Below are 19,389 nucleotides of genomic sequence, written 5' to 3' on the forward strand. Positions count from 1 at the left end.
TCATTGCAGTCGTCGAAACCATGGTCTCAGACCCCCTGTGCCAGCAGGCGGCTGCGCTGGTCTTCCTCGCGCACCACGTCGCTTTCGGGGATGTGGAAGTCGCGCTTGTAGTTGAAGCTGTGGACGATCGCGACGGCGATGATGCCGATGAAGGACAGCGCCGCCAGCCACCAGATGTACCAGATCATGCCGAAGCCGAGGGCGGTGGAGAGTCCGGCAATGATCACGCCGGCGCCGGTGCCGCTCGGCATGTGGATCGAACGGAAACCCTTCAGCGGACGGACATAGCCGCGCTGCTTCATGTCCCACCACGCATCATGGTCGTGCACCACGGGCGTGAAGGCGAAGTTGTAGGACGGCGGCGGGGAGGCGGTGGACCATTCCAGCGTCCGTCCACCCCAGGGGTCGCCGGTGAGGTCGGCGAGCGCCACGCGGTTGCGGTAGCTGACGACCAGCTGGATCAGGAAGGAGCCGATGCCGAGCGCGATGAGCACGGCACCGAAGGCCGCGACGATGAACCAGATCTGCAGAGACGGGTCCTCGAAGTGGCTGAGGCGGCGCGTCACGCCCATAAGGCCGAGGACGTATAGCGGCATGAAGGCGAAGTAGAAGCCGGTCAGCCAGAACCAGAAGCTCATCTTGCCCCAGAAGGCGTCGAGCTTGTAGCCGAAGGCCTTCGGGTACCAGTAGTTGATGCCCGCCATCAGACCGAACACCACGCCGCCGATGATGACGTTGTGGAAGTGGGCGATGAGGAAGAGCGAGTTGTGGAGGACGAAGTCGGCCGGGGGCACGGCGAGCAGCACGCCGGTCATGCCGCCGATGACGAAGGTCACCATGAAGCCGAGCGTCCAGAGCATCGGCACCTCGAAGCGGATGCGCCCGCGGTACATCGTGAACAGCCAGTTGAAGATCTTCGCGCCCGTCGGGATCGAGATGATCATCGTGGTGATGCCGAAGAACGAGTTGACGCTGGCGCCCGAGCCCATGGTGAAGAAGTGGTGCAGCCAGACGAGGTAGGAGAGGATGGTGATGACGACGGTCGCGTAGACCATCGAGGCATAGCCGAACAGGCGCTTGCCGCAGAAGGTCGCGACGATCTCGGAGAAGATGCCGAAGGCCGGCAGGATGAGAATGTAGACCTCCGGATGGCCCCAGATCCAGATGAGGTTGACGTACATCATCGGGTTGCCGCCGAGGTCGTTCGAAAAGAAGTTCGTTCCGACGTAGCGATCAAGCGACAGGAGGGCGAGCACTGCCGTCAGCACCGGGAAGGCGGCGACGATCAGGACGTTGGTGCAGAGCGAGGTCCAGGTGAAGATCGGCATCCGCATCATGGTCATGCCGGGCGCGCGCATCTTCACGATGGTGACGAGGAGGTTGATGCCGGACAGCAGCGTGCCGACGCCGGCGATCTGCAGGCCCCAGATGTAATAGTCGACGCCGACGCCCGGACTGAAGGTCGCCCCCGACAGCGGCGGATAGGCCAGCCAGCCGGTGCGCGCGAACTCGCCGACGAACAGCGAGAGCATGATCGTCACGGCGCCGCCGACGGTCATCCAGAAGCTGAAATTGTTGAGGAAGGGGAAGGCGACGTCGCGCGCGCCGATCTGCAGCGGCACGACGAAGTTCATGATGCCGGTGACGAGCGGCATGGCGAAGAAGAAGATCATGATCACCCCGTGCGCCGTGAACACCTGATCATAGTGGTGCGGCGGCAGGAAGCCCTGGGCATCGCCGAACGCCATGGCCTGCTGGGCGCGCATCATGATGGCGTCCGAGAAACCGCGCAGCAGCATCACGATCGACAGGATGATGTACATGATGCCGATCTTCTTGTGATCGACGGACGTGAACCACTCGGTCCAGAGGTAACCCCAGAGGCGGAAATAGGTCAGCGCCGCGACGATCGCGATGCCGCCCAGCGCCACCGCGGCGAACGTGCCGACGAGGATCGGCTCGTGATAGGGGATCGCCTCGAGCGTCAGCCGCCCGAAGATCAGTTGCTGAAGATTCATATCGTTGAACATCGGATGCTGCTCGTTCTGGTCTGTGGGTCCGGCGCGAAGTGCCTGACGGCCTTACTGATCCAACTGGGTCGGGGCAGGGTTCTGGCCCCCTTCCGTGTGCGGCATGTCCATTCCTGGCATCGACTGGTCCGGACCGGTCGGGGCCTCGGCACCCGGCTCGCCGGCCGGCGGAGTGGCGTTCGGCCGGTCCTGCATGCCTTCGGGCTGCTCGCTCGATTTCGACGAGCGGTTCGTTGCCGGGAAGGTGGCGCCGATCGCCTCTTCGCCTTGCGAGAAGCTGTGGCCGAAACTGTCGAAGTCGTGGGTGCCTTGCATCAGCCGCTCGCGCACCGCGGTGCTGTCCTCGCCGCCGCCGCCCTGGGCGTCGATCTTCATCATCTCGTCCATGCACATCTTGCCGGGGGCGGCGCACATGTTGAGGATCGCCTGGTAGAGATCCTGCTCGACGGTGGCGAAGTAGCGCGGCGGAACCTTCTCGCTCGGCTTTTCGAGGACGAGGTAGGCATTCCGGTTGAGCGCGGTGCCTTGCGTCTTCACCTTCTCGACCCAGGTGTCGAAGTCCCCTTGCGCCAGGCCGTGGAACTTGAAGTTCATGCCCGAGAAGCCGGCGCCCGAGTAGTTGGCCGAGATGCCGGTGTAGACGCCGGGCTTGTTGATCACCGCATGCATCTTCGTCTCCATGCCGGCCATGGCATAGATCTGGCCCGCCAGAGCTGGGATGTAGAAGGAGTTCATGATCGCCGAAGAAGTGATCTTGAAGTTGATGGGCACGTCGATCGGCGCCGCCAGTTCGTTGACCGTGGCGATGCCGAGCTCGGGATAGATGAACATCCACTTCCATGGCAGCGCCACGACCTCGACGGTGATCGGCTTGATGTCGCCGACGGGGCGGTTGGCGTCGATCCGGTTCAGCGGCCGATAGGGATCGAGGAGATGGGTGCTGATCCAGGTCACGGCGCCGAGCGCGATGATGATCATCAGAGGGGCCGTCCAGATCAGGACTTCGAGGCGGGTCGAATGGTGCCAGTCGGGATCGTAGACCGCGTCCTTGTTCGAGGCGCGATAGCGCCAGGCGAAAAGGCCCGTCGCGACGAGCACCGGCACGATGATCAGCAGCATCAGGATCGTCGAGACGATGATCAGATCCTTCTGCTGCATTGCCACGTCGCCCGACGGGCTCATGACCACCATGTTGCAGCCGCCCAGGAGGGCGATGAGGGGGAGCATCGCCAGGATGCGAAGGTATCTTGCGGACAAAGGGGTCATCTCAGCCTTGATGCGATGGGGCATCATCTATGGTAGAGGGTGAAGTGAGGGGATTGGACGTTTTGTCCATGGCGCCAGACGCCAATCTCGTTTGACGAGCGCCGGCTCCGCGCCCTATCGGTACGCCAACAGGCTTCATGTTCACAGGATATGCGGCACACCGCAAGGCGGCAGGAGAATGATATGTCCACGGCGCCCCTGGCCCCTCCCAAGGAACTCGTGAGCGACGCGCAAGCCGTCTCGCCGGAGTCCTCCCACGTCTCGCCGGGCGAGATCGCTCTCGGCGTGGTCATCGGCCGCGCCTCGGAATCCTTCGACTTCTTCGTCTACGGCATCGCCTCGGTGCTGGTGTTTCCGGCGCTGCTGTTTCCCTTCGTCGACCAGTTGACCGGCACCCTCTACGCTTTCGCGATCTTCGGCCTTGCCTTTATCGCGCGGCCGATCGGTTCCGTGGTGTTCATGGCGATCGACCGGCGGCACGGCCGCGGCGTCAAGCTGACCATCGCGCTCTTCCTGCTCGGCGGCTCCACCGCCTCGATCGCCTTCCTGCCGGGCTATGAGACGCTCGGCAACGTCTCGATCGCGGCGCTCATCCTCTTCCGCCTCGGTCAGGGCTTCGCGCTCGGCGGCGCCTGGGATGGCCTTGCCTCGCTGCTGGCGCTCAACGCCCCGGAGAAGCACCGCGGCTGGTATGCCATGATGCCGCAGCTCGGCGCGCCGATCGGCTTCATCGTGGCGAGCGGCCTGTTCGCCTTCTTCCTCCTGAACCTTTCGACCGAGGACTTCCTCGGCTGGGGCTGGCGCTACCCCTTCTTCGTCGCCTTCACCATCAACGTCGTCGCGCTCTTCGCCCGGCTTCGCCTGATCGCGACCGAGGAGTTCGCTCAGGCCTACACGACCCGCGACCTCGCACCGGTCAGCGTTTCTGAGCTCCTGACGGTGCAGGGAAGGGCGGTGCTGATCGGCGCCTTCGTGCCGCTGGCAAGCTTCGCACTCTTCCACCTCGTGACGATCTTTCCGATCTCCTACATCGACATCTTCTCCGACCGCTCGCCCGGCGAGTTCCTCCTGATACAGCTTTACGGTGCGGTGCTCTGCCTCATCGGCATCGTCCTGTCCGGGGTCATCGCCGACCGGATCGGCCGTCGCTTCCTCCTCGCGATCTGCGCGGTCGGCATCGCCATCTTCAGCCTGGTGACGCCTTTCCTTCTCGGCGGCAGCGCTTCCGGCCAGACGGCGTTCATCCTCATCGGCTTTTCCCTGCTCGGTCTGTCGCATGGCCAGGCCGCGGGTGCCGTCGCCTCGAGCTTCGCTAACGAGAATCGCTACACCGGGTCGGCGCTGACCTCGGATCTCGCCTGGCTGATCGGTGCCGGCTTTGCGCCGCTGGTGGCGCTTGGCTTCTCCAGCCGCTTCGGCCTCGGGGCGGTCGGCGTCTATCTGATGTCCGGCGCGATCTGCACGCTCGTCGCGCTCTACATCAACAAGCGGATGCGGCTGCGCGACATCTGAGCGCCCCGCCGGCGGGCGCCCGTTTGGCTCCTTGAGGTAAATGCAACGCCTCCCTTATTATTTATGCGACCGGCCCGGAAATCGTTTTCGATTTTCGGGCCGATGCTATAGGCGCAAGCCATGCATCGTCGCCGTCGTGGCCGCGTCTTGATGCCGAAAGCCTGATCCATGTCCGATGCTACCCTTCGCCAGAACCAGTCGGTTCCGGCTGTTTTGCCGCATGCCGGCATGGGCTTTCGCGAGTTCGTCGCGCTGATTGCGGCGATGATGGCGGTCAACGCGCTGGCGATCGATTCCATGCTGCCGGCGCTGCCGGAGATCGGCGCCGCCCTGAACGTCGTCTCCGAGAACCAGCGCCAGCTCATCGTCACCTCCTATCTCCTCGGATTTGGCGCCGCACAGCTGTTTTACGGCCCGCTGTCCGACCGTTTCGGTCGCAAGCCCGTGCTGATCTTCGGCCTCATCCTCTACGCCGCCGCAAGCGGGCTCGCGGTGCTAGCGACCTCGCTCGATCAGATGGTGGTCGCGCGGGTCGTGCAGGGCATCGGCTCGGCGGCGACCCGGGTGCTGGCGATCTCGATCGTGCGGGACTGCTATTCCGGCCGGCACATGGCGCGCGTCATGTCCTTCGCCTTCATCGTCTTCATCGCCGTGCCGGTGATCGCGCCGAGCGTCGGGCAAGGGATCGTGCTGGTGGCGCCGTGGGAGTGGATCTTCCTGCTGCTCGGCCTGTTCGCGCTCGGCGTCGCCGTCTGGACCGCCCGCCGCCTGCCGGAGACGCTGCCGAAGAGCCTACGCCTGCCGATCTCGGTCGGTTCAATCCTCGGGGCCTTCCGGACGGTGGCGACGAACCGGATGTCGCTCGGCTACACGCTGGCGGCGGCGGCCATCCTCGGCTCGCTGTTCGGCTTCATCAATTCGGCACAGCAGATCTTCGTCGGCATCTTCCAGACCGGCACGGCCTTTCCGCTGATCTTCGCCGGCATCGCCTTCTTCATCGCGGTCTCCTCGCTGGTCAATTCGCGCATCGTCGAGCGGCTCGGGATGCGGCTCGTCTCGCACGTCGCGCTGATCGGCTTCACGGCAGCGGCGACGCTGCACGCGGTGATCGCCTCGGCCGGGCACGAGTCGCTGACGGTGTTCATCGTCCTGCAGTCGGCGATGATGTTCTGCTTCGGGCTGATCGTCTCCAACTTCAGTTCGATGGCAATGGAGCCGGTCGGCGCGATCGCCGGGACCGCCGCCTCGTTCCAGGGCTTCGTCACCACCGTCGTCGGCGCGCTGATCGGGTTCTACATCGGCCAGCATTTCGACGGCACGGTGGTGCCGTTGACGGTCGGCTACGCCGTGCTCGGCTTCGTCGCGATCCTCATCGTCTTCATTACCGAAAAGGGCCGCCTGTTCACCCCGACGCAGCCGCGGCCGCGCTGACGCGCAAGCCGCCTTCGGCCCGGCGCTGGGTGACCGTTCTTATGGTATAGCCCCGTCCGGATGATGCTCTTGGCGCAGGTTGCCGCTATCAAAGCAACGCTTTGCCGCCGGTCGCGACAAGCGTTAAGGCCGGCGCTGAAGTGGCCCTGCCAGACCGGTTCGGCAGAGGTGAACGGCGTTCGTGCAGACGGGCAGTCGCGCGACGAGGAGACGGCATGACGAGTTTCGACCGACGCGCCTTGCGCGATGCCTTCGGTGCCTTCAGCACCGGCGTCACCGTGGTGACCGCGCGCAATGGCGAGGGACGGCCGATCGGCTTCACCGCCAATTCCTTCGCCTCGGTTTCGCTCGATCCGCCGCTTCTGCTCGTGTGCATTGCCAAGACCTCCCGCAATCTCGAGGCCATGATCAAGACCGAGCGGTTCGCCGTGAACGTCCTATCCGAAGCGCAGGAGGAGGTGTCGAACACCTTTGCCCGGCCGGTCGATGATCGCTTCGCCGCGGTCGAGTGGCATGATGGACCCGCGGGATCACCGGTCTTTCCCGCCGCCGCCGCCTGGTTCGACTGCACCATGGAGCAGACGGTGGAGGCGGGCGACCACGTGATCCTGATCGGCCGGGTTCTCGCCTTCGAGGGCAGCGACCGTAACGGTCTCGGCTATGCCCGCGGGCGCTATTTTTCGCCGGCGCCGGCGGCGGGAAACGAGCCGGCGTCGGTAGACATCGAGGCGGCGGTCGACGCGGCGTTGAAGGACGCATCACCGGCGAGGTGATGACGGGGCGAAAACGGCTTGAATGTCGCGCGCCGATGTCGTGCCGACGCGCGCGCTGTGGCAAGAGAGCCACCACAGGAACCGGCGGCGCAGACGATCGACGGCCGCGCAGATCGGGAGCAACCCCATGAAGAATATCGTGCTCATCACCACCGGCGGCACCATTGCCTCGCGCGCAACGACCGAGGGCGGCGATGTCGTCGCCGGCGTGTCGGGCGACCGGCTGCGCGCATCGCTCCACGATCCGCTGGACGGCATCGGGCTGACCGTCGACGACTTCTGCAGCGTCGGCAGCTTCGCCATCGACCTGCCGCTCGCCTTCTCCCTCGCCCAGCGCATTCGCACCCATCTCGCGGGCGACGACTGCGATGGCGTGGTGGTGGCGCACGGCACCGACACGATGGAGGAGAGCGCCTATCTCGCGGACCTCTTGGTGAAAAGCGACAAGCCGGTGGTCTTCACCGGCGCCCAGCGCAATGCCGGCATGCCGGACACCGACGGCCCGAGGAACCTTGCCAGCGCCATCCGCGTCGCCGCCTCCGATGCCGCCCGGGGCCTCGGGGTGGTGATCTCGTTCGAGGAAGAGTTCCATGCCGCGCGGGACGTTACCAAGACGCACACCTCGCGGGTCGACACCTTCCGCTCGGGCGAGCACGGCAAGCTGGGCGAGACCGACGACGGCACCGTGATCGTCCACCGCCGTCCGGCGCAGCGTTTCCATTACGCGCCCGAGCGGATCGAGACCGAGGTCGAGCTGGTCAAGATGGTGATGGGCGCTGGCGACCGCTTCGTCCGCTTCGCCGCCGGCGACGGGGCGAAGGCGATCGTGCTGGAGGGGTTTGGCATCGGCAACACGACGCCGGCGATCACCGCGGCGGTAGCCGACATCATCGCCGCCGGCCTTCCGGTGATCATCACCTCGCGCTGCCCGGAAGGGCGGGTGCGGCCGGTCTACGGCGCCGGCGGCGGCAAGGATCTGGCGCGCGCCGGCGCGATCTTCGCCGGCGACCTCAGCGGCCCGAAGGCCCGGATCGCCGTGGCGGTGCTGCTGGGCGCAGGGTTCGAAGGAAAGGCGCTGGCGGCCGAGATCGAGCGGCTGGGAATGTAGGCGCCTGGCCGGACCGGCGCTGGAGGCCGGCGTTCGCCGGCGCCTCTTCGCTCAACCCTTCGCCGCCCGCGCGGCCGCGTAGCGGTTGACGGGCACGGAAAGGCCGAGCTGGTCGCGGAGCGTCGGGCCCTCGTACTCCTCGCGGAACATGCCGCGGCGGCGCAGTTCCGGCAGCACCAGTTCGGTGAAGTCGGTGAGGCTCGCGGGCAGGGTCGGGAACATCAGGATGAAGCCGTCGGCGGCCTTGGTCTCGAACCATTCCTGCATGAAGTCGGCGATCTCGGTCGGCGTGCCGGTGATGCCGTTTCCGGTGTGCTTCTCGGCGTAGTGGCGGATCAGTTCGCCGACCGTGTGGCCCTTCGTCACGAAGTCGACGAGCTCGTCGAACAGCGCGCGCGAGCCGCGCGGCTTCTCCGGCAGGCGGTCCATCGGGAAGGGTTGGTCGAGCGGCACGCCGTGAAGGTCCGCCTCTAGGAATTCGGCAAGCATCGCCCGGCCGACGTCGGGGTGCAGTTTGTCGAGCATGAAGTCGACCTTCGCCTGCGCCTCTTCGCGCGTGGCGCCGACATTGATGACGACGCCCGGCATGATCTTGAGGTCGTCGGGGTCGCGGCCATAGGCAGCCATGCGGCCCTTGACGTTGGCGTAGAAGGCTCTGCTTCGGTCGATGTTGGAGGCGAGGCTGAAGACGATCTCGGCCGTGCGCGCGGCGAGCTCCATGCCGGCCTCCGAGCCGCCGGCCTGGGCGATCACCGGCCGGCCTTGCGGCGAGGCGGCGATGTTCAGCGGTCCGCGCACCTGGAAATGCGGGCCCTTGTGGTTCAGCGTGTGGTGCTTGTCCTTGTCGTAGTAGACGCCGGACTCGCGGTCGAGCAGCAGCGCGTCCTTCTCGAAGCTGTCCCAGAGGCCGAACACCACGTCGACGAACTCGACCGCCCGCTCGTAGCGCTGAGCATGCGGGTCGAGACCCTCGCGGTTGAAGTTATAGCCGGTCTCGTTGTGGTCGGACGTGACGACGTTCCAGCAGACGCGGCCTTGGCTCAGATGGTCGATCGAGGCGAACAGCCGGGCGACGTTGTAGGGCTCGTAATAGCTGGTCGAGACGGTGCCGACGAGGCCGAGCCTCTCGGTGCTGACGGCGAGCGCCGAGAGCAGCGTCATCGGCTCGAAGCGGTTCATCTTGGTCGGCTGGCGGGCGAGGGCGTCGGGATCGCCGACCGCTGCCGCCGCCGAGTCGGCGAGGAACATGAAGTCGAACTTCGCCGCCTCAGAGAGTTTGGCGACGTTGAGGAGATGCGAGAACGCGTTGGCGCCGTGGACGTCACTGTCCGGATGCAGCCAGCCGGCGGGATGGAAGCCGAAAGTGTAGACGAAGGTGCCGAGTTTCAGCTGATCGGTTCTGGCCAATTTTATTCCTTGCGCAGGCTGTCGGTGCCGCCGGTCGTTCGGGAGGAAGCAAGCGAAACCGGTGTGTCGGTCGCAGTATCGACCGAAGCCGCGCCGTCGCAAGCCTTGCATGGCAAAATATCGTGTAGAGGACGAGCGGCTCGCGCAGCAGCCGGAAAGGCGGAACCGCGTGGCCGGTAAAGCAATGGCTTTCGAAGCGGTTGCCGCCACCGGTCGGTTGCTCAAACGCAGGGGCGCAGCAGGTTTTTGTCGCGGGGGCCCGGCATCGGCATGTATCGCCGGCTTGACACTATCTCGTCCAAACCGCGGAACGGTTAGGGCCGGTCTCGACTTGGTTCGTCATCGAGTTGACCGAAGGAGACCGCCGTGTCCCGCATCCGCCTTTCCCTTTTTGCCAGCGCCGTTCTGGCGCTCCCGCTGCCGGCGCTTGCCCAGTCCGGTGCGGGCTCTGCGACGCCGACCGTGCCGCAGAGCCAGCTCGCGCCGGTGCCAGCCTTTTCGCCCTACGCCTTTCTCGCCACCGCGGCCGCGCTCAACGAGTTCGAGATCGCCGCCGCCAAGATCGCCGTGGTGCGCGCCAGCGATGCTGAGGTCCGCTCGTTCGCCGAGGGCATGGTCGCCGACCACAGCGCCGCGCAGACGGCGATGATCGCGGCAGCCAAGGCTGACAAGGTGGAGATCGCCAAGCCCAGCATGGACGGCGAGCAGGATGGAATGCTGGAGAAGCTGCGGCCGGCGGAGGGTCCCGCGTTCGATCGCCTCTACGTGGAAACCCAGGTCGTCGCGCACCAGCGGGCGGTGGCGCTGTTCGAGGGCTACCAGGACGGCGACACAAAATTACACGGTTTCACGCAGCAGACGCTGCCGGTGCTGAAGCAGCATCTGGAGAAGATCATCGCGCTGGCGAACCGGCTCAAGGTGCCGGTGCAAGGCTAGTCCTGGGATTGGGCCGCTCGTAGGCGAGCCGATCGACTGCGCACAAACGAAAAGGCCGTCCGGTTGCGCGGACGGCCTTACTTTGCTGTGGCTCTGCGCCGACAGCCGGAGCTTAGAAGACGGCGATATATTTCAGCAGCGAGATGATGCCGATGACGATGACGACTAGCTGAATGATCTGACGGATACGGCCTTCGATCGGGAGGCGCTGCACCAGCCAAAGGATGAGGACGATCACCAGGAAGGTGATCAGGATGCTCACGAGGATGTTCATGGTCGTCTCCGTACTAACAATAACCGGTACCAATGCAAATGCATTGGTTTCCTAACAGTCTCGTCGGCTTGCCGTTCCCGAAATATGGCAATTTCGTGAAACACGCTGCGCGGGTGCCGGTCATGGGGAGGCCTGTGTCTGTCGTCTTCCGCTCGCCATAACGGCAAAGGACGACCGATCTCACGCCGATGGGGGCAAGGATGCGGCGACGGCATCGCGAAACGCCCGCACTTCCTCCTTGAAGCCGAGCAGTTGCTCGAACGACAGGCCGGAAGCGACAAGAAGCGTTTCGCCGAGGCAGCTGCAGCGTTGGCGAAGCGCGCGTCCGACTTCGGTCAGGCTGACCACAACCTGGCGTTCGTTGCGCGGATTGCGCTGGCGCACGATCAGACCCGCTGCCTCCATTCGCTTGGCCAGAGGCGTGATCGTGCTGGGCTCCAGTGCCAGCCGGTCGGCAATCTCGCCGATCGCCTGGCCGTCGCGGTCCCACAGCGCTGCCAGCACGAGGTATTGCGGGTAGGTGATGCCGAGCTGATCGAGCAGGGGTTTGTAGGCGCGGTTCACCGCCATGGCGGCGCCGTAGAGGGCGAAGCAGAGGTGATCGTCGAGCTGGAGGTCAGGTGGAAGCTTGGCCATGTCGTCTTTCCCGGAATACCCGGAAATTCTAGCACGTCCAAAAAATTATCGCGATAACTATTATATACGCGAGGTATGGCTGGACAGGACCGTCAGATCGTCGTAGACATCATTTATCGCATCAAATGTTTCCGCGATAAATGTGCTGCCGCCGACGGGAACGCTCCGGCGCGCCGCAGCCCCAACGAGGAGATGACCATGTCCGTTAACGTGATCTACAAGACCACTGCGACGTCCACCGGCGGCCGCGACGGCTCCGCCAAGTCCGACGACGGTTCGGTCGACGTCAAGCTGGTCGTGCCGAAGGAGATGGGCGGCCCGGGCGGCGAGGGTGCCAATCCCGAGAAGCTGTTCGCTGCGGGCTATTCCGCTTGCTTCCTCGGCGCCATGAAGGCCGTTTCCGGCAAGGTCGGCGTCAAGGTTCCGAACGACGCAACCGTCACCGCCGAAGTCGGTTTCGGCCCGCGCTCGGAAGGCGGCTTCGGCATCACCGCGGCGCTGACGGCGACCTTGCCGGGCGTCGAGCGCGAGGCCGGCGAGCGCCTGATGCAGGCGGCCCACGAGGTCTGCCCCTATTCGAACGCCACCCGCGGCAATGTCGACGTCGGCCTGACGCTCGCCTGATCGCTGCCGTTCCGGCCTCCGGAACCTGTTCGGCCATGCTGGTCCCTTCGGGGTCGGCATGGCCGTTTTCGTTTGCCCGCCTTTCGGAGACGCGTCAAAACGAACTGACCGTTATTGAGCGCCGGCCGGTGAGGCAGTCCGCCCTGTCCATTGCCCCGCTGCGGCGGCGGTTTCCGGTCCGGCCGTCAGGTAGGTGAAGTCGAACCCGTGCCGGGTGTCTGAGCCGAGCACGTACTGCCGGTGAACCCGCAGGAAATTGCCGCGCATCTTCCGGTAGCGCTCGGGCGAGACCATCTTCCGGATCCGCATGAAGACGATGCGCGCCGGCCGCGCGCCGGGATGGCCCGCCGCCCGCACGACGTCACTGCGGTAAAAGCTGACGGGGTCGACGAGGCACTGGACATCGATCCAGTCGAGGTTCTCTTGCCGGGCGATGGTGCCCACCCGCGCGCGCATCTGGTCGGCGCCGCCGACGAGCGCGCATTGCAGCACGGCGCCGCCCATGGTCACGAAGACGACGCGCTTGCCGTCGAAGAGCCCCGGCTCCTCTTCCAGCAGTGAGCCGATCACCTGCACGGCGATGTTGGCACCCATGCTGTGGGCGGTGATGACGTACTCGTCCGCTTCGCCGTCGAAGGCGGCCCGCGCCGTCCGCACGAGACCTTGCAGCCAGTCCTGCGATACCCGGTCCAGCGGGCCGGCCATCATCAGCGCGAACTTCCAGTTGGCCAGGAGCAGCGGCACGTGCACGCGCCGCAGCAGCGGCCGCCAGACCTGGAACAGGGCGATGACCGCTACAAGCGCAACGATCGCTCCAGCGAGGTGGCCGAAACGTGTGGCGACGAAAATGGCGGCGAGGCTGACACCGGCTACCGCCGCGATCAGCACGAACGGAAACAGGAAGAACAGTCCGAAACGCCAGGCACAGAGGAAGTAGCGGTGCGTACCGCCGCGCATAGTGACGGTTGCCGCGCTCGCAAGGCCCGACGCAAGGCGGCGCCACACCGGCCGTCTCGAGAGAAGGCTTACCATGGCGTGGTGATCGAAGAGATGGATGCGGCTGGTAACGGTTCCCGCCTCTGTCGCGCAGTCGACACCGAAGACCGCGCCGGCGTTCTGCCGTTCGAGCGGGTGCACCGTTAGGTCCAGTCGCCAGGGTTTTGCGCTCAGCGCGGCAGCGCGGCGGTAGCGCTCGTGGTGCTGCGCGGCGGTGAGCGGCTCGAAGCCGGGGAAGTGCAGCACCACCCGCGACCGGATCTGTCCGGCGGCGTCGGCCGCGACCCGGCCGTCGTCAACCGCAACGCCGGTCGCCGAAGGTGCAGCGGGGCGAACGGCAGCGGATACGGGATGCGGAACGAGGGGGGGACGCGGGAACAAAAGGCAGGGCCTTAACAGGATCAACGGCGCTGCCGGCGGTACGCGCTGGCAGGCGGGGGAGGCAGGTCAAGAGGCCGGCAGCTGCGCGGTCACCGCCGGCGGCGAAAGGATCGTGCCTTTGACGGCGCCTTGTGGGCTTTCTCAAGACCGAGCCCGGAACATCGACCCCGAGGTCTGCCCGACAGGCCCCCGATCAAGGCTGCGCGGTGAGTTCGGCGGCGCCGGTCTTCGCGGCTGCGACGACGGCCTGGACGGGGTTGTCGGCCGTGACCGGGGCCCCGACGGTCGGCTCCAGGAGGCGGCCATAGGGGGCGCCGTCGGCGGTATAGCTGTCGCGAACGACATCGGCTGAAAGGGTTGGGCCGGGATCGGGGAAGCGGTGCAGCCAGATGTCGACATCGCCTTTGGGCTGGGAGGCCAAGGTCAACACGATCTGGCCGGCATCGGCGCGGACGGCCGAGATTTCCAGCGGTGTCGACGTCTTGCCGGCGGGATAGGCGGTGAAGCGCGAGACCGGATTGCCGGTCAGCCGCAGCTTGCCGCTGCCCGGCGGCATGTCGACGGCGAGGATGATCGCCGCGCCCGCCATCGTGGCCGAGCGGATGACCGGGCCGGCCGACAGGGAATTGCGGGTCCGCAGCGCCGTGAACGCGCGGCTCAGGCCGAAGCCGTAGGCCGGATTGCCGGTGGCGGCATGGTGGACGGTGTCGTTCGCCATCATGTCGATGTCCCAGCCCTCGTAATAGGCGCCGCCGAGCTCTGCGGCCAGCCGTCGCTCGGCCGCCTGCTGCGCCTCGACGGCGCTGGCGCCATGCCGGTCATTGGCCCGGCGGACGGTCGTCGCGGTCATCACCAGCTCGGTGTTGCGCCCCCAGATCGGGTTGAACCGGTCCTGCAGGTCGCGGATGATCGTGCGCTTCATCTTGATGAAGGCTTCCGGATCGGTGGCGGCGCCGAGGTCCGAACCGCCGATGTACTGGTCCATCGCCTCGAAGCCGCCGGCGAGCTCGACCTGGTCGATCAGGCCGGGATAGTTGGTGCCGGTCGCCGGCAGCCAGGAGGCGACGACCGAGTTGTCCACGGCATGCGCGACCACGCCGACGGCGACGCGGTTGGCGAGCCCCTCCATGTAGAGGAAAGGGTTGAGGCCGAGCGCGTTCTTCGGAATTTCCGCCCATTTGCCGTGGCGCAGATAAGCCGAGGTCGCGGGCGCCAGAACCGGCGGCGTGCCGGCCGCGGTCATGAACTGGTTCGCCTGGCTCTGCCCCCAGTGGACGATGAGGCGGCCCATCATCACCGGGCTGCGGCCGAGCTGCACGTGCTTGTCGTCGCGGTTGCAGCGGAGATCGACGAGATACTGCTTCTGGTCGGCCGGAACGCCCTGGCAGGACACGAAGGCGCCCGAGGACGCGACCTGGATCGGCGCGGCCGTCCATCCCGTCAGCACCGGGTTTCCCTCGGCCATTGCATCGCGCAGCCGGCATTCGACGAGACGCGCGTCGGCGGTCAGCGTGACGGGGATGGCGATCGTTCCCTCGCCCTTGCCGGCGGCACCGCCTGTCTTGGTGCTGCGCTGGTAGACGCGGTACGGCGTCAGCTGCGTCATCGTCAGCACGGGTTCTGCCGGCCGGCGCGTGGCACCGTCGCGGGTCCACGGGATCGTCGTCATGGAGATGACTCCGGTGGCCGGCGCTGCCGGCGCGGGGGCGATCGGGAATGCGAGCGCAAGGGCGGCGGAGAGGCAGGCGATCAGAGACCGGGGACGGGTTGGCATCGACATCGTTCCCTTGGTGAACCGGGGGCGGCATCGCATTGTGCCGTGATAGTCAGGCCCGCGAACTTGCGTCGTTCTGGGTTAACAATCACCTAAAATGCTGCATCGCATAAGGATGGAGGCGGGCCTGTTGCCGAGCGGGCACGGAGGGTGCAGTGAAGCGGCTGCTCCGCCATCGGGTCGACGTCTTCGTACCGCACCCCTCCCGGCGCCCGTTTTCAGCCGATCCCGCAACCAACGCAGTCTTGTCCATGGCCCGTCACCCCTCCCGCCGCGACGTCCTGCAAGGTACCGCCGCTTTGGCGGGCTTATCGCTGCTGGCCGTGCCGGGGCGCGCTGCGCCAGCGCCCTCCGACCGCATCGCTGCGCTGCTGGACGAGATGACGCTGAAGGAAAAGGCCGGCCAGCTCTCCTGCTTCTCCGACCAGATTCGGCCGAGCGGCGTCGCCTTCAACCCGGACCTGCCGGTGGGCGGCGCCGCCGAGCAGCTCGCCCGGATCCGCCGCGGCGAGATCGGCATGCTGTTCAACGGCGTTGGCGCCGCGGGCGCTCGCGTCGCGCAACGGGCGGCCGCCGAGGAGTCGCGGCTGAAGATCCCGCTGATCTTTGCCGCCGACGTCATCCACGGCCTCCGGACGATCTACCCGCTGCCGCTGGCCGAGGCCTGCGCCTTCGATCCCGCGCTTGCCGAGCGGACGGCGCGCGCCGCGGCAGAAGAGGCGACGGCGCTCGGCATCCACTGGACCTTCGCGCCGATGGTCGATGTCGCGCGGGATCAGCGCTGGGGACGGGTGGCGGAAGGCTCGGGCGAGGACGTTTACCTCGGCGCCCGGCTCGCGGTCGCACGTGTCCGGGGTTTTCAGGGATCGCGCCTTTCCAGCCCGGACAGCCTTGCCGCCTGTGCCAAGCACTTTGCTGCCTATGGCGCGGTATCCGGCGGCATGGAGTACAACTTCACGGAAATCTCGCCGGGCACGTTGCACGAGGTGCATCTGCCGCCGTTCGAGGCCGCGGTCGATGCGGGGGTGGCGACCATCATGTCCGCGTTGAACGACGTCGACGGCATCCCGTCCTCCGGCAATGCCCGGCTGTTGACCGGTCTTCTGCGCGGCGAATGGGGCTTTGGCGGCCTGGTGGTCGGCGACTACGGGGCCGACGAGGACCTGATGGGGCACGGCTATGCCGCCGACGGGCGCGATGCCGCCGCCAAGGCGTTCCTCGCCGGCATGGACATGTCGATGCAGTCGGACCTCTTCAACCGCTGGCTTCCGGACCTGGTCGAGACCGGGGTGGTGCCGATGGCGCGTCTCGACGAGGCGGTGCGCCGGGTGCTCGCGCTGAAGGAGGCGGTCGGCCTGTTCGACGATCCCTACCGCTCAATCGACGACGAGGCCGAGCGCAGCCGCGTGGCGACGCCGGCCCACCGCCGTCTCAGCCGCGAGGCCGCCGGACGCTCCGTCGTCCTGTTGAAGAACGAAGGGGACCTCCTGCCGCTCGGCCCGCAGCCGGGGCGCATCGCGCTGATCGGGCCTTTCGCCGAGGACCGCGACAATGTCGTCGGCACCTGGGCTTTCATGGCGGACCGCAACCTCAATGCTTCGATCGCCGACGGCCTCCGCGCCCGGGGGCTGGAGATCGACGTCGTCCGCGGCTCCGGCGTCGAGGAGCCGGTCGATGGCGGCATCGCCGAAGCCGTCGCGGCGGCCCGCTCCGCGGACCTGGTGCTGCTGGCGATCGGCGAGAGCCAGTGGATGTCCGGCGAGGCGCAGTCGCGGACCGACATCGCCATCCCGGCAGCGCAGATGGCGCTGGTGGAGGCGGTTGCCGCCGTCAACCCGCGGCTCGTCGTCCTCCTGCGGCATGGACGGGCGCTCGTCCTTTCGGGCGCGGTGCAGGCGGCGCCGGCGATCCTGGCGACGTGGTTCCTCGGCTCGGAGAGCGGACACGCCATCGCCGACGTGCTGTTCGGCACCGTCAACCCTTCCGGCAAGCTGTCCGTCAGCTTCCCCCAGGAGATCGGCCAGCAGCCCTTCTTCTACGACCACAAGACGACGGGCCGCCCCGCCAACCCGGCCGGCCCGCAGGAATACCGGGCGCGCTACCGGGAGACTCGCAACGAGCCGCTTTACCCTTTCGGACACGGTCTCACCTATTCCCGCTTCGTGATCGGCGACATCGCCGTCCCCGACCGGATGGGCGACAGCCTCGAGGTGACGGCGGTCGTCACCAACCACGGGTCGCGGGCAGGGGCGGAGGTCGTACAGCTCTACATCCGCGACCGCGTCGCCAGCCGCACGCGCCCGGTGCGGCAGCTGAAGGGCTTTCAGCGGATCGCCCTCGAGCCCGGACAGTCCGCCCCGGTCCGTTTTGTGCTGACGCGCGATGATCTGCGTTTCTGGGGCGGGGACGGCTGGGTCGTCGAGCCCGGTGACTTCGATCTGTGGGTCGCCTCCAGTTCCGTGAATGGCGAACTCAGAAGCTTTACCCTCGACTGAAAAGAGGACGCTCGATGAGGGCGGCATGAAGCGCTTCAATGCTGGATGCCTGAGTCCATGCCGCCCTCGTCAGCTCCTCAGTTCGCCAAAGCACCCGCCAGGCGCTCGAACAGGCGGGCGATCGCCTCGGCGCCGGGATCGGCCGTGCCGATGAGGTTCTGCGACGGAACGTAGGCGGAGCGTCCAGCCTTCGCCTTGCCGAGCGCTGCCGTACCGTCGGCGCCTGTCCGCGCAGCCGCCGCTGCGTCGGCGAGCGTTCCGCCCGACGTCAGCACGGCGAGGGCCGGCGCCAGCGCGTCGATCATCGTGCGATCGCCGACGCTGGCGCCGCCATAGTCCTGCATCCGCTGCAGCCCTGCCGCGAAAGCGCTGGGCCAATCGGGCTGGACGGCAAACGCGCTGCCGGCGGCGGTGAAGAAGGTCGCGAGCAGCACGCCGCTGCTGCCGCCGGCCGCGCGCGCCAGGAGATCGCCGATCGCGCCGAGGAGGGACGCGCCGTCCGCCAGCGGCAGCGCGTCGATCTGCTGGGCTACGGCGGCCGCCGCGGCGGCGAATGTCGTGCCGGTGTCTCCGTCGCCGACCTTGGCGTCGAGCGCATCGATCTCGCCTGCGATCTCCTGGAAGAGGGACGCCGACAGCGTGATCGCCTGGCGTGCCAGCGGATCGTCCGATGCGGCGACCGCCTGCGGGCTGCCGATCGACGGGGCCGCGATGACGCTCGGCCGCGTGAAAGGCCGCGCCGCCAGCCAGCCGGCGCTGTTAGAGGGCGCGAGCAGGCCTTCCAGCCTGGCATTGTCGAGGATAAGGGCGGAAAGCGAGAAGCCGTGCATGTCGAGCGCCGTCATCAGCGGGCCGGGTCCGACGACGTAGTCGGTCACGCCGGCCAGCGGCGAGCGGGACACGGCTTGCATCACCACCGCCATTTCGAGCGGCGGCACCGTGCCGAGTGCGTTGACCATCAACGCGATGCGCGCGTCCTTCGGCAGGGTTGCGAGGATCCGGTCGGCGACGTCGGCCACCAGCACGTCGGCGGTGGCGAAATCGATCGTCTGGCTGCCGGGCTCTCCGTGGATGCCGAGGCCGAGCTCGGCCTTGCCCGCGGCGATGCGCTCGGCCGGCCCGGCGCCGGGCATGCTGCAACTCGTCAGCGAGAGCCCGAGCGAGCGGACGTGGTCGGCCGCATCCCGTGCCCGCGCCGCGACCTCGGCGAGCGGCAGGCCGCTGGCCGCCGCCGCACCCGCGAGCTTGTGCACGAAGAGCGTGCCGGCAATGCCGCGCGGCTGCGGCGCATCTGGCAAGGCGATGTCGTCGCCGACGATCACCATCTCGACGGCGAGGCCCATGGCCCGCGCCTTTTCGGCCGCGAGACCGAAATTCAGCCGGTCGCCGGTGTAGTTTTTGACGATCAGCAGGCAGCCCGGCGCGCCGGTGACGGCGGTGATCGCCGACAGCACGGCATCGACGCTCGGCGAGGCGAAGAGTTCGCCGCAGACCGCGGCGGTGAGGAGACCTTCGCCGACGAAGCCCGCATGCGCCGGCTCATGGCCCGAGCCGCCGCCCGAGACGAGGGCGACGCGGCTTTTGTTCCAGCCCTCGCGCAGCACCACCTTGATGTCGGGGAAGGCGTCGAGGCGGCAAAGACCGCTCGCTGCCGACGACATCAGGAAGCCGTCGATCGCGTCGGTGACGATGGTCTGGCGGCTGTTGAGGAAGCTCTTCAGGGGCATTGAAACGGCCTTCACAGGA

The 19,389-nt window shown here is 67.0% G+C and carries 14 protein-coding genes and 1 pseudogene; 7 read left to right on the forward strand and 8 right to left on the reverse strand.

Features of this window, described 5'->3' with window-relative positions; genetic code table 11:
- Positions 1 to 26 precede the first annotated feature (26 nt).
- Positions 27 to 2,030 (reverse strand): cytochrome o ubiquinol oxidase subunit I, encoded by a 2,004-nt coding sequence (cyoB, locus tag ACZLZQ_RS13190; protein WP_472949732.1) that lies wholly within the window; start codon positions 2,028 to 2,030, stop codon positions 27 to 29.
- A 51-nt stretch (positions 2,031 to 2,081) separates the two neighbouring features.
- The gene (gene cyoA / locus ACZLZQ_RS13195) at positions 2,082 to 3,257 is read right to left on the reverse strand and encodes a ubiquinol oxidase subunit II (RefSeq protein ID WP_472949733.1); all 1,176 of its coding nucleotides are present in this window, start codon (positions 3,255 to 3,257) and stop codon (positions 2,082 to 2,084) included.
- Between the two features lie 222 nt (positions 3,258 to 3,479).
- On the opposite strand from cyoA, the gene ACZLZQ_RS13200 reads away from it, so the two are divergent.
- From ACZLZQ_RS13200 to ACZLZQ_RS13215, 4 genes and pseudogenes are all read left to right on the forward strand, one after another.
- The gene (locus tag ACZLZQ_RS13200) at positions 3,480 to 4,808 is read left to right on the forward strand and encodes an MFS transporter (protein ID WP_472934034.1); all 1,329 of its coding nucleotides are present in this window, start codon (positions 3,480 to 3,482) and stop codon (positions 4,806 to 4,808) included.
- A 168-nt stretch (positions 4,809 to 4,976) separates the two neighbouring features.
- Complete coding sequence (locus ACZLZQ_RS13205; protein ID WP_472949734.1) at positions 4,977 to 6,239, forward strand: multidrug effflux MFS transporter; 1,263 nt, start codon at positions 4,977 to 4,979, stop codon at positions 6,237 to 6,239.
- Positions 6,240 to 6,454: 215 nt separating this feature from the next.
- Positions 6,455 to 6,937: pseudogene (locus tag ACZLZQ_RS13210) on the forward strand (flavin reductase family protein); the annotation flags it as partial.
- A 202-nt stretch (positions 6,938 to 7,139) separates the two neighbouring features.
- On the forward strand, positions 7,140 to 8,120 hold the full coding sequence (locus tag ACZLZQ_RS13215) for an asparaginase (protein WP_472949735.1): 981 nt from the start codon (positions 7,140 to 7,142) through the stop codon (positions 8,118 to 8,120).
- 51 nt (positions 8,121 to 8,171) lie between these two features.
- Here the strand turns inward: ACZLZQ_RS13215 and ACZLZQ_RS13220 are convergent, their stop codons facing one another.
- Positions 8,172 to 9,527 carry an LLM class flavin-dependent oxidoreductase gene (locus ACZLZQ_RS13220; protein ID WP_472934031.1) on the reverse strand — a complete coding sequence of 452 codons (1,356 nt, stop codon included), beginning with the start codon at positions 9,525 to 9,527 and terminating at the stop codon, positions 8,172 to 8,174.
- A gap of 366 nt (positions 9,528 to 9,893) precedes the next feature.
- On the opposite strand from ACZLZQ_RS13220, the gene ACZLZQ_RS13225 reads away from it, so the two are divergent.
- Positions 9,894 to 10,463, forward strand: coding sequence for a DUF4142 domain-containing protein (locus ACZLZQ_RS13225; protein ID WP_472949736.1), 570 nt, complete (start codon positions 9,894 to 9,896; stop codon positions 10,461 to 10,463).
- 112 nt (positions 10,464 to 10,575) lie between these two features.
- Here the strand turns inward: ACZLZQ_RS13225 and ACZLZQ_RS13230 are convergent, their stop codons facing one another.
- Together ACZLZQ_RS13230 and ACZLZQ_RS13235 are read right to left on the reverse strand one after the other, a co-directional pair.
- Complete coding sequence (locus ACZLZQ_RS13230; protein WP_472934029.1) at positions 10,576 to 10,737, reverse strand: Thivi_2564 family membrane protein; 162 nt, start codon at positions 10,735 to 10,737, stop codon at positions 10,576 to 10,578.
- A gap of 180 nt (positions 10,738 to 10,917) precedes the next feature.
- Positions 10,918 to 11,373, reverse strand: coding sequence for a MarR family winged helix-turn-helix transcriptional regulator (locus ACZLZQ_RS13235; RefSeq protein ID WP_472949737.1), 456 nt, complete (start codon positions 11,371 to 11,373; stop codon positions 10,918 to 10,920).
- A gap of 198 nt (positions 11,374 to 11,571) precedes the next feature.
- Here ACZLZQ_RS13235 and ACZLZQ_RS13240 point away from each other — a divergent pair, with 198 nt between their 5' ends.
- Complete coding sequence (locus ACZLZQ_RS13240; protein ID WP_472934027.1) at positions 11,572 to 11,997, forward strand: organic hydroperoxide resistance protein; 426 nt, start codon at positions 11,572 to 11,574, stop codon at positions 11,995 to 11,997.
- Positions 11,998 to 12,108: 111 nt separating this feature from the next.
- Here ACZLZQ_RS13240 and ACZLZQ_RS13245 read toward each other — a convergent pair whose 3' ends face one another.
- Both ACZLZQ_RS13245 and ACZLZQ_RS13250 read right to left on the reverse strand, forming a co-directional pair.
- Positions 12,109 to 13,374, reverse strand: coding sequence for a hypothetical protein (locus tag ACZLZQ_RS13245; RefSeq protein WP_472949738.1), 1,266 nt, complete (start codon positions 13,372 to 13,374; stop codon positions 12,109 to 12,111).
- Between the two features lie 193 nt (positions 13,375 to 13,567).
- On the reverse strand, positions 13,568 to 15,043 hold the full coding sequence (locus tag ACZLZQ_RS13250; protein WP_472949739.1) for a hypothetical protein: 1,476 nt from the start codon (positions 15,041 to 15,043) through the stop codon (positions 13,568 to 13,570).
- Between the two features lie 356 nt (positions 15,044 to 15,399).
- On the opposite strand from ACZLZQ_RS13250, the gene ACZLZQ_RS13255 reads away from it, so the two are divergent.
- The gene (locus ACZLZQ_RS13255; protein WP_472949740.1) at positions 15,400 to 17,643 is read left to right on the forward strand and encodes a glycoside hydrolase family 3 N-terminal domain-containing protein; all 2,244 of its coding nucleotides are present in this window, start codon (positions 15,400 to 15,402) and stop codon (positions 17,641 to 17,643) included.
- Positions 17,644 to 17,720: 77 nt separating this feature from the next.
- Here ACZLZQ_RS13255 and ACZLZQ_RS13260 read toward each other — a convergent pair whose 3' ends face one another.
- Positions 17,721 to 19,370: a dihydroxyacetone kinase subunit DhaK gene (locus tag ACZLZQ_RS13260; RefSeq protein ID WP_472949741.1), complete on the reverse strand. Its 1,650-nt coding sequence runs from the start codon at positions 19,368 to 19,370 to the stop codon at positions 17,721 to 17,723.
- Positions 19,371 to 19,389: the final 19 nt, after the last annotated feature.

It is taken from the genome of Mesocryomonas lacus, assembly GCF_055730105.2.